Origin of the sequence: Sphingomonas sp., assembly GCF_965200105.1 — a bacterium.
In the GTDB taxonomy this organism is placed as follows: Bacteria; Pseudomonadota; Alphaproteobacteria; order Sphingomonadales; family Sphingomonadaceae; genus Solisphingomonas.
Genome location: NZ_CBDATN010000002.1, coordinates 1130289 through 1142309, shown reverse-complemented (window position 1 = coordinate 1142309; position 12021 = coordinate 1130289). Strand labels below are relative to the sequence as shown.

13 protein-coding genes are annotated in these 12021 nt (G+C 69.4%); 8 read left to right on the top strand and 5 right to left on the bottom strand.

All coding sequences use genetic code 11. From position 1 onward, the window contains the following. Window positions 1-168 precede the first annotated feature (168 nt). Both parC and ACOFKX_RS06880 read left to right on the top strand, forming a co-directional pair. A complete protein-coding gene (gene parC, locus ACOFKX_RS06885) occupies window positions 169-2469 on the top strand; it encodes a DNA topoisomerase IV subunit A (protein ID WP_419826298.1) in 2301 nt (766 codons plus the stop codon). A 57-nt stretch (window positions 2470-2526) separates the two neighbouring features. Then, a complete protein-coding gene (locus ACOFKX_RS06880) occupies window positions 2527-4218 on the top strand; it encodes a putative bifunctional diguanylate cyclase/phosphodiesterase (RefSeq protein WP_419826297.1) in 1692 nt (563 codons plus the stop codon). Here ACOFKX_RS06880 and ACOFKX_RS06875 read toward each other — a convergent pair. Genes ACOFKX_RS06875 through ACOFKX_RS06860 form a run of 4 tightly spaced genes read right to left on the bottom strand, consistent with a single transcriptional unit; the run spans window position 4197 to window position 7153 of the window. Next, on the bottom strand, window positions 4197-5411 hold the full coding sequence (locus ACOFKX_RS06875; protein ID WP_419826296.1) for a CCA tRNA nucleotidyltransferase: 1215 nt from the start codon (window positions 5409-5411) through the stop codon (window positions 4197-4199). The two genes, ACOFKX_RS06880 and ACOFKX_RS06875, sit on opposite strands and share 22 nt — an antisense overlap. Further along, window positions 5404-5991 (bottom strand): CoA pyrophosphatase, encoded by a 588-nt coding sequence (locus tag ACOFKX_RS06870; RefSeq protein ID WP_419826295.1) that lies wholly within the window; start codon window positions 5989-5991, stop codon window positions 5404-5406. The genes ACOFKX_RS06875 and ACOFKX_RS06870 overlap by 8 nt, the downstream gene beginning before the upstream one ends. After that, window positions 5988-6578: a DUF1285 domain-containing protein gene (locus ACOFKX_RS06865; protein ID WP_419826294.1), complete on the bottom strand. Its 591-nt coding sequence runs from the start codon at window positions 6576-6578 to the stop codon at window positions 5988-5990. Before ACOFKX_RS06865 ends, ACOFKX_RS06870 begins: the two co-directional genes overlap by 4 nt. Before the next feature lie 32 nt (window positions 6579-6610). Continuing rightward, on the bottom strand, window positions 6611-7153 hold the full coding sequence (locus ACOFKX_RS06860) for a GNAT family N-acetyltransferase (protein WP_419826293.1): 543 nt from the start codon (window positions 7151-7153) through the stop codon (window positions 6611-6613). Window positions 7154-7263: 110 nt separating this feature from the next. On the opposite strand from ACOFKX_RS06860, the gene ACOFKX_RS06855 reads away from it, so the two are divergent. Then, entirely contained in the window at window positions 7264-7650 is a 387-nt protein-coding gene (locus tag ACOFKX_RS06855; RefSeq protein WP_419826292.1) for a dihydroneopterin aldolase, read from the top strand. Beyond that, window positions 7647-8402, top strand: coding sequence for an SDR family oxidoreductase (locus ACOFKX_RS06850; protein WP_419826291.1), 756 nt, complete (start codon window positions 7647-7649; stop codon window positions 8400-8402). Before ACOFKX_RS06855 ends, ACOFKX_RS06850 begins: the two co-directional genes overlap by 4 nt. On the opposite strand, the gene ACOFKX_RS06845 is transcribed toward ACOFKX_RS06850, so the two are convergent. Then, window positions 8387-9118, bottom strand: a complete 732-nt coding sequence (locus tag ACOFKX_RS06845) for a hypothetical protein (protein ID WP_419826290.1) — start codon at window positions 9116-9118, stop codon at window positions 8387-8389. The genes ACOFKX_RS06850 and ACOFKX_RS06845 overlap by 16 nt on opposite strands. Window positions 9119-9390: 272 nt before the next feature. Between ACOFKX_RS06845 and ACOFKX_RS06840 the strand changes: the two genes are divergently transcribed. From ACOFKX_RS06840 to ACOFKX_RS06825, 4 genes are read left to right on the top strand one after another with little or no spacing between them, the layout of a single operon-like run. Continuing rightward, window positions 9391-10155, top strand: a complete 765-nt coding sequence (locus ACOFKX_RS06840) for an energy transducer TonB (protein WP_419826289.1) — start codon at window positions 9391-9393, stop codon at window positions 10153-10155. A gap of 50 nt (window positions 10156-10205) precedes the next feature. Beyond that, a complete protein-coding gene (locus tag ACOFKX_RS06835) occupies window positions 10206-10970 on the top strand; it encodes a MotA/TolQ/ExbB proton channel family protein (RefSeq protein ID WP_419826288.1) in 765 nt (254 codons plus the stop codon). 57 nt (window positions 10971-11027) lie between these two features. Further along, entirely contained in the window at window positions 11028-11504 is a 477-nt protein-coding gene (locus ACOFKX_RS06830; protein WP_419826287.1) for an ExbD/TolR family protein, read from the top strand. 24 nt (window positions 11505-11528) lie between these two features. Further along, window positions 11529-11954, top strand: coding sequence for an ExbD/TolR family protein (locus ACOFKX_RS06825; protein WP_419826286.1), 426 nt, complete (start codon window positions 11529-11531; stop codon window positions 11952-11954). The last annotated feature ends 67 nt before the right edge of the window (window positions 11955-12021 follow it).

Sequence of the window (12021 nt, the reverse complement as noted above, 5' to 3'; positions counted from 1 at the left end):
ACGCCCCGCCTGCCTCCCTCGTCATGGAAAACGGCCTTCCTAGGCGGCCACGCGCGGCGCTCCAACCGCTCACGGCACGGATCGCCCAAGCTGTCGGCGATTTAACCTGCGGGTGATGCGCCGGTGCCGCTTTGTCTTCGCCGACGTGGCGCGTTAAGTCCGCCCGCGATGCCGCCAAAGACGATCGACGTGCCCGAGCCCTTCCACGACGTCGCCTTCGACGAGGCGCTGTCGCAGCGCTACCTCGTCTACGCGCTGTCGACGATCACCGCGCGCTCGCTGCCCGACGTGCGCGACGGGCTGAAGCCGGTCCACCGCCGCCTGCTGTGGGCGATGCGGCTGCTCAGGCTCGATCCCGCGTCGGCCTACAAGAAGTGCGCGCGCGTCGTCGGCGACACCATCGGCAAGTACCATCCGCACGGCGATCAATCGGTCTACGACGCGATGGTGCGCCTCGCGCAGACCTTCTCGCTGCGCTACCCCCTGGTCGACGGACAGGGCAATTTCGGCAATGTCGACGGCGATAACGCCGCCGCCTACCGCTACACCGAAGCGCGGCTGACGCAGACGGCGGTCGAGCTGATGGAAGGGCTCGACGAGGGCACCGTCGGCTTCCGCCCCACCTACAACAACGAGGACGAGGAGCCGGAGGTCTTCCCCGGCCTCTTCCCCAACCTGCTCGCCAACGGCGCGTCGGGGATCGCCGTGGGAATGGCGACGGCGATCCCGCCGCATAATGCCGCCGAGCTGATCGACGCCGCCGCCCACCTGATCGACCATCCGGAGGCGACCAGCACCGAGCTGCTCGCCTACGTGCGGGGTCCGGACCTGCCGACCGGCGGCCTGATCGTCGACACCCCCGCCGCGATCCGCGAAGCCTATGAGACGGGGCGCGGCGCCTTCCGCGTCCGCGCGCGATTCGCCGAGCCCGAGAAGCTGGGCGGCGGTGCGTGGCAGCTCGTCGTCGCCGAAATCCCGTTCCAGGTGCCCAAGGCCAAGCTGATCGAGCAGATCGCCGCGCTCGTGATCGATCGCAAGTTGCCGATTCTCGCCGACGTGCGCGACGAGTCGGACGAGCAGGTGCGGATCGTGCTGGAGCCGCGCTCGCGCACCGTCGACCCCGCCACGCTGATCGAGAGCCTCTATCGGCTGACCGATCTTGAGGTTCGCATTCCGCTCAACCTCAACGTGCTCGACGCGACGCGGACGCCGCGCGTGATGAGCCTCGCGCAGGCGCTGTCCGCCTACGTTGCGCACCAAGTCGAGGTGCTGGTCGCACGGTCGCGCCACCGGCTGGCGAAGATCGACGATCGCGTCGAGCTGCTCGACGGCTTCCTGATCGCCTTCCTCAACCTCGATCGCGTCATCGAGATCATCCGCACCGAGGACGAGCCCAAGCCGGTGATGATCGCCGAGTTCGGGCTCACCGACCGGCAGGCGGAGGCGATCCTCAACATGCGGCTGCGCTCGCTCCGCCGCTTGGAGGAGATGGAGATCAGGAAGGAGCGCGATGCGCTCGCCAAGGAGCGCGAGGGCCTATCCGCGCTGATCGACAGCCCGCAGCGACAGCGCACCCGGCTGAAGAAGGATCTGGCGAAGCTGCGCGTGCGCTACGCCGAGGACACCGCGCTCGGCCGCAGGCGGACGACGATCGCGGAGGCGGCGCCCACCCGCGAGATCCCGCTGGAGGCGATGATCGAGCGCGAGCCGATCACCGTCATCCTCTCCAGGCGCGGGTGGATCAGGGCGATGTCGGGTCACCGCGATCTCGCCGCCGCCGACACGCTGAAGTTCAAGGAGGGCGACGGGCCGCTGTTCGCCTTTCACGCGCAGACCACGGATAGGCTGCTGCTCGCCTCGGCGCAGGGTCGCGTCTTCACGCTGGCCGCCGACAGGCTGCCCGGTGGTCGCGGCTTCGGGGAGCCGGTGCGGCTGATGGTCGACCTCGAGGGGGAGGGCGCGCCCGTCGCGCTGGTGCCCGTGCCGCGCGGCGGCGGCGACCTGAAGCTGCTCGTCGCCACGTCGGACGGTCGCGGCTTCGTCGCGCGCGCGGCCGAGATCGTGGCGGAGACGCGCAAGGGCCGGCAACTCGCCAACCTGCGTGCCGGCGCGGCGCTGGCGCTGGTCCGGCCGATCCCGGCGGGCGCGGACACGGCCGCGGTAGTGGGAGACAATCGCAAGCTGGTCGTCTTCCCGCTGAACGAATTGCCCGAGATGGCGCGTGGCTCGGGCGTCCAGCTCCAGCGATACCGTGACGGCGGCCTGTCCGACGCAACGGCGATCCGGCTGGCGGACGGCCTGTCCTGGCCGATGGGCGGCGGCAGCGGACGCATCCGCACCGAGACGGACCTGACGGCGTGGCGCACGGCGCGCGGCGCGGGCGGACGGATCGCCCCAAACGGCTTCCCCCGCGACAATCGTTTCAGCGGGCTGGTCGAGCCATCCTCCGGAGACACAAGCAAGAATTAACCGTTCCGGCCTATCGCCCTGATCGTCATGCGTTCCGTAGACATCAGGGCGACAGCGATGGCGGTCGAGGCGGACGAACCGCACGACCTCATCGCGCAATCGGTACCGGCGGACGTGGTCGCCGTCGGCGCGACGCTGCTTGCCGCGCTGCCGATCGCGGCGGCGCTCGTCCTCGACGAGGCGGATGGGCCGCGCCTGCTGGCGGGCAACGACGCCTTCGCCGCCATCCGCCACTCGACGCCGTCCGCGGACGCGATGCTGCGGCCCGATCAGCCGATCGGCCGCGCCGCGCGCGCGCTTCTCGCCGAGGATCGCTGCGACAGCATGCGCACGCTGCGCTGGAACGATGGCGATGCCGTCTCCGGCCGCCATTATACCGTCACGCTCTCCCGAATGGATCGGCCGCTGGGCGTACGCGTCTGCTTCGTGTCGCTGATCGATCGCACCGCCGAGGTGGAGAGCGCGCGATCGCTGCGCGCCGAACTCAGCCACGACAGTCTGACGGGGCTACCCAACCGCGCCTTCTTCGCCGAGGCGGTGGAGGACATCGTCGCCGGCGGCGGCCACTACGCGGTGCTGCTCGTCGATCTCGCGCGCTTCAGCCGGGTGAACGAGAGCCTGGGCGTCATGGCGGGCGACGAGACGATCATCACCGTCGCACGCCGCCTGCTCTCGACGCTACGCCGCGGCGACCTGCTCGCCCGCGTCGGCGGCAACGAGTTCGGCGTGCTCGTCAAGATCAACGATCGCGCGGAGGCGCTGGTTTCGGCGGAGCGCATCCGCTCGGTGCTGGCGGCACCCTTCCGCCTCTCGCGCTTCGAAATCGGTCTGGAGTGCGCGGTGGGCTGCGCCTTGTCCGGCGCGTCGGAGAGCGGCGAGGAGCTGGTCCGCCACGCGCAGCTCGCGCTGAAACGCGCCAAGGCGACGGGCCGCGTCGAGGTCCACAGTTCGGGCGAGGCGGCGGGCGCGCGCTACAGGCTCGACATCGAGACCGAGCTTCGGCGCGCGATCGAGAGCGACCAGCTCTCGCTCGCTTTCCAGCCGATCGTTCATCTCGCGCGCGATCGGATGACCGGCTTCGAGGCGCTGGCACGCTGGACGCATGCGGAGCGTGGCATCATCGAGCCTTCGGAGTTCATCCCCGTCGCGGAGGAGACCGGGTTGATCGTGCCGCTCGGCCGCTGGGCGCTCGATCGTGCGCTGGCAACGCTCGCGCGCTGGGACGAGGCCGCCGGGCGGCCGCTCGCCGTCGCCATGTCGGTCAACGTCTCGGCGATCCAGCTCTCGCGCGACGACGTGCCGACGCTGATCGCGGGGCTGCTCGCCAAGCACGGTCTCGCCGGCGAGCGGCTGACGGTGGAGCTGACCGAGAGCGCGATCGTCCAGGATCCGGAGAGGACCAGCCGCGCGCTGAATGCGCTGAAGGCGCTCAACGTCCGGATCGCGATGGACGATTTCGGCACCGGCTATTCCAGCCTCGCCTATCTCCGCCGCCTGCCGATCGACATCCTCAAGATCGACCGCAGCTTCGTCTCGGGGATGCTCGCCGATCGCGACAAGGTGGCGATCGTGCGCGCGGTGCTGAGCCTCGCCGACGCGCTGGGCAAGCACACGACGGCCGAGGGTGTCGAGACGGTCGAGCTCAGCCAGACGCTCGCGGCGCTCGGCTGCACGCACGGGCAGGGCTACCTCTACGCGGCGCCGCTGGAGCCCGACGACGCCTTCGCCTACCTCGTCTCGCGTGCCTGACACGCAAGCTCCTCGCTGACGATCGCTTCGAGCGCGGCGTCATCCGGAAAGCCGGAGCCCATCCAGCGCGCCTCTATCCTCTTGAGCGTCGCCGCCACTTGAGGGCCAGGAGCGAGACCGCGCGCTATCAGCATGCCGCCACGCAGGGGAAAACGCGGGGGCTCCGAACCGGCCAGCCTGCGAGCATCGCTCGGACGGCCGCCCAGCAGCAGGCGGTCGACGGTGGCAGGCACGCCATGCAGGTAGGCGCTGGCTACCGCGTCCTGCTCGCCGACGGGCGCGGCGTCTGTGATGAGCCGGAGCTGGTTCGCCTTTGACAGGCGTAGCCGACTGGCGATCCGCACGGGGATCTCCGCGCCGGCAGGCAGCAGCGCCGCCAGCCGTCGCAGCCCGTCCGGCGCGATGCCCGCCTCCCGCTCGCTGGCGAGCAGCGCCGCCAGGCGATCGGCGGATACGATCTCGGGCAGCACCGGCGTGAGGATGCCGCCCGCCAGCATCGCTCGTACCGCGTTCAGCGGATCGGCGACGGCGAGCAGCTTGAGCAGTTCCCCCGCGATCCGCTCGCGCGAGAGCGCCATAAGGTCGCGCGCGCGCGCCACGCACGCGGCGTAGCCTTCCGCGTCCGGAGCATCGCCGCCGAAGCGCGCGTGGAAGCGGAAGAAGCGCAGGACGCGGAGATGATCCTCGGCGATGCGCCGCTCGGGATCGCCGATGAATCGGACATGACCGCGGGCGAGATCGGGGAGACCGCCGAAATGATCGTGCACGGCGCCGCTCGCGGGATCGGCGGAGAGCGCGTTGATCGTGAAGTCTCGCCGCGCCGCGTCCTCGCGCCAATCGTCGGTAAAGGCGACCTCGGCGTGGCGGCCGTTGGTCGCGACGTCGCGGCGCAGCGTCGTCACCTCGACGGTGCGGCCGCCGACGACGACGCCGATGGTGCCGTGCGCGAGCCCGGAGGTGGACGTCCAGACCTGGAGCCGCGCCGCCTCCGCCGCCGCGCGCGCCGCTTGCGGCGGGAGCGTGGTGGCGACGTCGAGGTCCTGCGGCGCGAGCCCGAGCAGCGTGTCGCGCACCCAGCCCCCGATATAGCGTGCCCGGCCCGGCCCCAGCGCGGCGATCAGCCGCGCGAGCGCGTCGGTATCGCCGACATCCGGCGGCACGGGAACCGCGCGAGCGTTCGCCGGCTCACCCATGGCCGATTCGACGTGATAGGTTGACGATCAGCGCCGCCGTCACCCCCCAGATGCTGTGCGGCTTGCACGGAAACTCCCAGAAGCGGTGGAGCCGTCCCTCCCATTCGGCCCGGTGCGCGACGCGGTTGGCGGGGTCCATCAGCCAGCCGAGCGGCACCTCGAAGATCTTCGCGACCTCGATCTCGCACGGGTGCAGCGGCAGGTCGGGCGGCACGACGCCGACCACCGGCGTGATGAGGAAGCCCGAACCCGTCTGGTAGGCGCAGTCCTCGCCGACCAGCTCCACGGCATCCGGAGGCATCGCTATCTCCTCGTACGCCTCGCGGAGCGCGGTGGCGGCGGGGGAGGTGTCGCCCGGATCGGCGCGTCCGCCCGCGAAGGCGACCTGGCCGGGATGGTTGCGCAGCCGCTCGTCGCGCTTGGTGAGCAGTAGCGTCGGCTCCGGCCGATCGACCACGCCGACGAGCACCGAAGCCGGCGTCGCGCGGGTGCCCGGCGCGACGCGATCGTCGCGTCCGGCGATGGGGGGCAGGTGCGCGGTCTCGGCGAGCCGGGCGCGCAGCCGCTCGGCGAGCCTCATGCCGTCGTCCGGTCCGGCCCTAGCGCGAAGAAGGCACCGTCGCTCCAAAGCCCGACCGAATCGTCCGGCCCGGGCGGCGCGTCGAGCGCGAGGTTGGCGAGTTCGTAGTAGACCGGTCGCGCGACGAGCGCGTCGAGCCGTCCGCGCACGCGCAGATACGGATGCGCGCCGTGGCCGCGATCTTCGATCGTCAGGGCATGATCCGGCCCCGCCACAACGACGTCGCCCACGTTTGTGCGGAAGCCGAGGCGCCGGCCCAACCCCTCGCCCTCGCTCGTCACCTCCACCGCGACGAACGGCGCGTCGTCGATCGCGATCGTCAATTTCTCGGCCGGCGTCACCAGTACGAAGCCGCCGTCGGGCTCGCCGCGCAGGATGGTCGAGAACAAGCGGACGAGCGCGGTGCGACCGATCGGGCTGCCCTCGTGCAGCCAGGTGCCGTCGGCGAGAATACGCATCTGGCTGTCGCCGCAACGCGCCGGGTTCCACGCCTCGACGGGCGGCAGCCGCCCTTCTGCAGCCAGCGCCGCGACACGGTCCAGCGAGAGACCGGCGATGCTGTCGGGCGGGAGAGCGGAGAGCGGCATCGCGCCTCCTTGCCATCCTTTGTCGTGGCGGCCTAGCGGCGCGGACCCAGCATGCCGGCTGCCGGCAGCAGTTGGTTGGCTGCCGGGCGCGCCAACAAGCGGTGCCGCTCCACCGGCCCCGGTACCCGCCAGCCGCCGGAGAATGCCGCCGAGAAGCCGAACGCGCCGTAGTATTCGGGATCGCCGATCAGCACCGCAGTCATGCCCGTATCGTCGATGGCGGCGAGCGCGTGGCCGATCATGACGCGTGCGATGCCGCGGCTGCGGCGATCGGGACGAACCGCGATAGGGCCGATCAGCCACAGCGGCGTCGCGGCGCCGCTCTCCTCCATCAGCGCCAGCGGCCAGCTCTGGAGCGAGCCGACCAGCGCGTCGCCCTCGTAGGCCGCCACCGAGGCGGAGCGATCCGCCGCCACCCCCTCGCGAAGTCGGTAGGCGGTGCGCTGATGTCGATCGTAGCCGAAGGCGAGATCGAGCAGGTATTCGACCTGTTCCGCCATCGGCTCAACGATCGGCGACAAACGGATGGGCGCACTCGCGATCTCGTCCTGCGCCGCTTGCGCCACCATCCTCATCTCATGCCGCTCCGCCGCATGGGGAGCGCGATGTAACGTCGTGCCGCCGAAAGCAAAGCGTCGAGGCCGTCCAGCTTGTCGCGAACCGGCACCCACGGTAGGCGACCACGATGGCGGACGACCTGCTCGAGCTCAGCGTCACGGACATCGAGGTGCCGGTGCTGACCGGCGTCTACTCCGAGGAGACTCACCTGCCGCAGCCGCTCCGCGTCTCGGTGACGGTGGCGCTGGCCTTGCCGGACGCGCGCTACGCGCCGGACACCCCGCTGCAGGCATCCAAGAACTATCTTGATCTCAAGCGCGCGGTGACCTCGCTGCCCGAAGGCCTGCACTTCACGCTGATCGAGGCGGTTGCCGAGCATGTCTGCATGACGCTGTTCGCCGAGGACGCGCGCGTGCGCCGCGTCGAGGTGGCGATCGTCAAGCTCGCCATTTCCGAGCGTGGCGAGGAGATCGGCATCCGCTTGGTGCGCCATCGACCATCGGCGCCGGCGTGAGCGGCGGACGGCCGCTCGCGCTCGTCACGGGCGGCTGCCGCCGGATCGGGGCGGCGATCGCCGGCGCGCTCGCGCGGGATGGCTGGGATCTGGCGCTTCATAGCCACTCGCGTGGCGCGATCGACGAGGCGTTGCGGCAGACGATCGCGGAAGCGGGCGCGACGTGTTACCGCTTCTACGCCGACTTCGCCGATCACGCGGCGGTGGCGGCGCTGCTGCCCGGTGTCGAGCGCGAGGCGGGCAGGGCGCCCGCGCTGCTCGTCAACAATGCCTCGCACTTCGCCGAGGACCGGCCCGAGACGGTGACGCACGAGGCGTTGGTGGCGCTCTACGCGATCAACTGCGCCGCGCCCGTTCTGCTCGCGCGGGATTGCGCCGCTCGCGGAGGCGCCGTCATCGTCAACATCCTCGATCAGCGCATCGCCTCGCCGCACGGCGATCAGTTCGCCTACACGCTCGCCAAGCTGGCGCTCGCGGGCGCCACCGAGATCCTGGCGCGGGAACTCGCGCCCGCGACGCGGGTGTGCGGGGTGGCGCCCGGCCTCACGCTGCCCACCGACGACTATGCCGCGGGCGCGATGGCACGTATGGCCGCGCGGATGCCGCTTGGCCGTCTGTCCGATCCGGCGGCGATCGCGGAGGCGGTGCGCTACCTCGCGCGCGCCGACGCGGTGACGGGCCAGATCGTCTACGTCGACGGCGGCGCGCACTTGCGCCATTGGGATCGCGACTTCGTCTACCTGGAGGATTGATCGAGCGGCGGGGCGGCCTGATCGGTGCCCGCCCGATCGCATGAACCGAGGCTCTCGAGCACGAACCGATAGTCGGTGCGCGCCTGGTCGGCGTCTTCGGGCGATTGGTCGGCCACCGCCTCGTCGGGCAGCGTCGGCGGCAGCCCACAGGCCAGGCGATACCAGGCGAGCGTCTCGCGCTTGGGTGCGGCGGCGGCGTCGTCGACGAGTTCGCCGAGCGATTCGGACCAGCGCGGCTGCTCGCCCGGGCGCCGCACGATACTCAGCGACACCGGCCGCGCGTCCGCCGTCCGCAGGAAGATCTGCGTCTCGCCCTCGCCGGGAATGGTGCCGGCGACGTGGAAGGCGTGGCCGATCCCCGTGACCGGCGGCGGCGCGTTGGGGGACACGGCCTCGGTCAAGATCGCCCTTAGCCTGGCCTCGCTGTCGGGCGTCCAATCGATCGCGGAGTCCCGTGCCACGAGCTGGAGCGTCCCCGGCCGCCCCGGTGTCGTCCGCGCGAACAGGATCAGACGCCGCTTCTTCAGCTTGGGCAGGTGATTCGAGCCGTCGAGAGGCACGTCCGCGATCCAGTCGACCCCACCGGGCAGCCCGCCGCGTCCGGCCAGCAGCGTGTCGACCGTCCCGGCGAGATAAAATCGTACCCGCCCAGCCGCGACGTTGATGGCGTCGTCCCCCTTTAGCCGAATGGCACGATCAACGGTAACCAGCGCCACGACTTGTGCTGCAAATGCGAAATCGGCGAACTGCTCGTAATTCTCTCGGACTGTCAGGGCAGCACCGGCTTGCGCGCAGGTTGGCGCGGTGATCGCTAATCCCGAAATCATTGCGGTTGCGAACAACGCGAAGGGGTATCTTGCTACCATCTAGTTATCAGCTCCTGCTTTGCCCCCGGTGCGTTCGGCCACCGCTTCTCTCCTCGGCGACGACCTGACCGCGACACTTGCCTACGCTTAGAGGGTGGACATGAAACCGACGGCTGCATAGCATGTTCATAGCGGTCGGGAGGGCCGAACCGTCGGCTTTGGCTACCGGTCCGGTCTGTCCGCGCGACCGCGGCCCGTCATCCTCGGAGTGGTTCCCGTTAATGGCCTATGTCGACCAGAACCAAAGCAAGGAAAAGACGTTTGCGGCGATCATCACGATCGTCATCATCGTCGCGGTGGGTTACGCTTTCATCACCGGCCTCGCCTATAATGTGATCAAGAAGGCGGCCGAGGACATGAAGGTCATCGACGTCACTGAGCCTCCGCCTCCGCCGCCTCCGCCGCCGCCTCCGCCAAAGGAGACCCCGAAGGTCGAGACGCCGCCGCCGCCGACCTCGCCGCCGCCGCTGGTGAGATCGCCGGCGCCGCCGCCGCCGATCACGACGGTTCAGACGCTGCGTCCGCCGCCGCCGCCTGCGCCGGTGATCGCGCCTCCGGCGCCGCCGCCGCCCGCGCCGAAGCCGAGCCAGGCGTCGGCCGCCAAGCTGAGGGGTAGTTCCGGCGATCTCGTCACTAGTGACGATTATCCACCGGCAGCTTTGCGCGCCGAGGAGCAGGGCCGGGTCGGCTTTAAGTTGGATGTCGACGCATCCGGCAGGGCGACGAGCTGCACGGTCACGAGCTCCAGCGGCCACCCGGATTTGGACGATACGGCGTGCAAGCTCATCCAGCGCCGCGCCCGCTTTACCCCTGCCAAGGACGCCGCCGGAAACGGGTTGGCCAGCACCTACTCCAGCGCGGTGCTGTGGCAGATCCCGAAGGAATAACGCCGAGCGTTTCTCTTCTCCCCCAGACCCCTTTCAAGGAACCGACGCCCATGACGACCCCCGCCGCCGCCGCAGCTGCCGGCTCCAATTTCGGCCTGAAGAACGCGCTTGAGGAAGGCGGTCTGATCTCTCAGTCCGTCTTCGTGATCCTGGTGGTCAGCCTCGCAGTCTCGATCTTCATCCTGTTCGCCAAGCTGTTCGAGCAGCAGCGCATCATCAATCAGGGCAAGCGCGTCCGCACCAGCTTCTGGTCGGCGCCGAACCTGCGCGATGCGGCTGGCAAGCTCGACAAGAACTCGGCGTATCGCCAGATCGTCGACGACGGCCTGCTCGCCGAGGAGCAGCACGTCCGTCTGACCGATCCGATCGACCAGCATGAATGGATCCAGAGCTCGATCTCGCGCTCGACTGCGTCGATCGGCGCGAAGCTGTCCGGTGGCTTGCCCTTCCTCGCGACGGTGGGCTCGGTCGCGCCCTTCGTCGGTCTGTTCGGCACCGTGGTCGGTATCTACCGCGCGCTCATCAAGATCGGCGCGTCGGGCAACGCTTCCATCACCGTCGTCGCCGGCCCGGTCGGCGAGGCTCTCATCATGACGGCGCTCGGCCTCATCGTCGCCGTGCCGGCGGTGCTCGCCTATAACTGGCTGCTCCGTCGCAACAAGGTGATCATGGAGAACCTGTTCGCCTTCGCCAACGACATCCACGGCTACATGGTGTCGGCGGGCTCGGTGCGGCCGGCTTATGGCCTCGGCAAGACGATGCCGACCCCCAAGGCCGCCGCGACTGCCTCGGGCGTGCAGACCACCAAGGCCTGAACCGATCCGCCACGGGTGCTCGTCGTGCCCGTGGCCCTTCATACCGGGAACTGATCAATGGCCATGAACGTGGGCGGCGAGGAAGAGGACGCAGCGCCGATCTCCGCCATCAACACGACGCCTCTTGTCGACGTGATGCTGGTGCTCCTCATCATTTTCCTCATCACCGTGCCGGTGGCGATCCAGACCGTGCCGCTGCGCCTTCCGACGGTGCGCAATCAGGTCACCGAGACGAAGGCGGAGAACCTCAACCTCTCGGTCAAGGCTGGCCCGGGCGGCACTTGCGAGGTGTTCTGGGAGCGCGAGAAGGTCACCTCGCAGGAACTGGTCGATCGCTCGGTGGAGAAGCTGAAGGCGGACATCGCCAATCAGGGCGGCATCGGTGCGCCTGGGCTGGAGCTTCCCGAGGCGCATATTCGCGGCGATGTCGACACCCCGTTCAAGTGCATCGGCGGCGTCGTCTCCAATCTCCAGCGCGCGGGCTTCGCGAAGGTCGGGTTCATTTCCGAACCCAAGCCACTCCCGTCCGTCTGACACCCCTCCGGAGGAGTTTCCGCAATGGCAATGGCCGCAGGTACCGCCGACGGCGAGCCGATGATGGATATCAATACGACGCCGCTGATCGACGTCATGCTGGTGTTGCTCATCATGTTCATCATCACGCTTCCCCCGCAGACGAACGCGGTGAAGCTCGATCTGCCCGTGAACTCGGACAGCACACCGCCACCGATCGACCCCGTGAAGAACAACATAACCACCGACGCGGCCGGGCAGATTTTCTGGAACGGCACGCCCGTCGATCTGCTTCAACTCCGCCAGTATATCGACTTGACCAAGAACATGAATCCAGAGCCGGAGCTGCACCTCCAGCCGGATCAGGCAACCCGCTACGAGCGTGTCGACGAGATCCTCGACACCGTGAAGAAGGCGCAGGCGGAGCGCTTCGGCTTCGTCGGCAACGAGAGCTACTCGGCCGCCTTCTGACCTCCGAGCGGTGGTTGCACCGCTGGGAACCGTACGTGGCGCTGAAGGTAGTCATTCTGGCGAGCGT

What these genes read in the sequence shown, in the direction of transcription:
- parC (WP_419826298.1), top strand. Translation starts at nt 169, where the DNA reads ATGCCGCCAAAGACGATCGACGTGCCCGAGCCCTTCCACGACGTCGCC.
- ACOFKX_RS06880 (WP_419826297.1), top strand. Translation starts at nt 2,527, where the DNA reads ATGGCGGTCGAGGCGGACGAACCGCACGACCTCATCGCGCAATCGGTA.
- ACOFKX_RS06875 (WP_419826296.1), bottom strand. Translation starts at nt 5,411, where the DNA reads ATGGGTGAGCCGGCGAACGCTCGCGCGGTTCCCGTGCCGCCGGATGTC.
- ACOFKX_RS06870 (WP_419826295.1), bottom strand. Translation starts at nt 5,991, where the DNA reads ATGAGGCTCGCCGAGCGGCTGCGCGCCCGGCTCGCCGAGACCGCGCAC.
- ACOFKX_RS06865 (WP_419826294.1), bottom strand. Translation starts at nt 6,578, where the DNA reads ATGCCGCTCTCCGCTCTCCCGCCCGACAGCATCGCCGGTCTCTCGCTG.
- ACOFKX_RS06860 (WP_419826293.1), bottom strand. Translation starts at nt 7,153, where the DNA reads ATGAGGATGGTGGCGCAAGCGGCGCAGGACGAGATCGCGAGTGCGCCC.
- ACOFKX_RS06855 (WP_419826292.1), top strand. Translation starts at nt 7,264, where the DNA reads ATGGCGGACGACCTGCTCGAGCTCAGCGTCACGGACATCGAGGTGCCG.
- ACOFKX_RS06840 (WP_419826289.1), top strand. Translation starts at nt 9,391, where the DNA reads ATGTTCATAGCGGTCGGGAGGGCCGAACCGTCGGCTTTGGCTACCGGT.
- ACOFKX_RS06835 (WP_419826288.1), top strand. Translation starts at nt 10,206, where the DNA reads ATGACGACCCCCGCCGCCGCCGCAGCTGCCGGCTCCAATTTCGGCCTG.
- ACOFKX_RS06830 (WP_419826287.1), top strand. Translation starts at nt 11,028, where the DNA reads ATGGCCATGAACGTGGGCGGCGAGGAAGAGGACGCAGCGCCGATCTCC.
- ACOFKX_RS06825 (WP_419826286.1), top strand. Translation starts at nt 11,529, where the DNA reads ATGGCAATGGCCGCAGGTACCGCCGACGGCGAGCCGATGATGGATATC.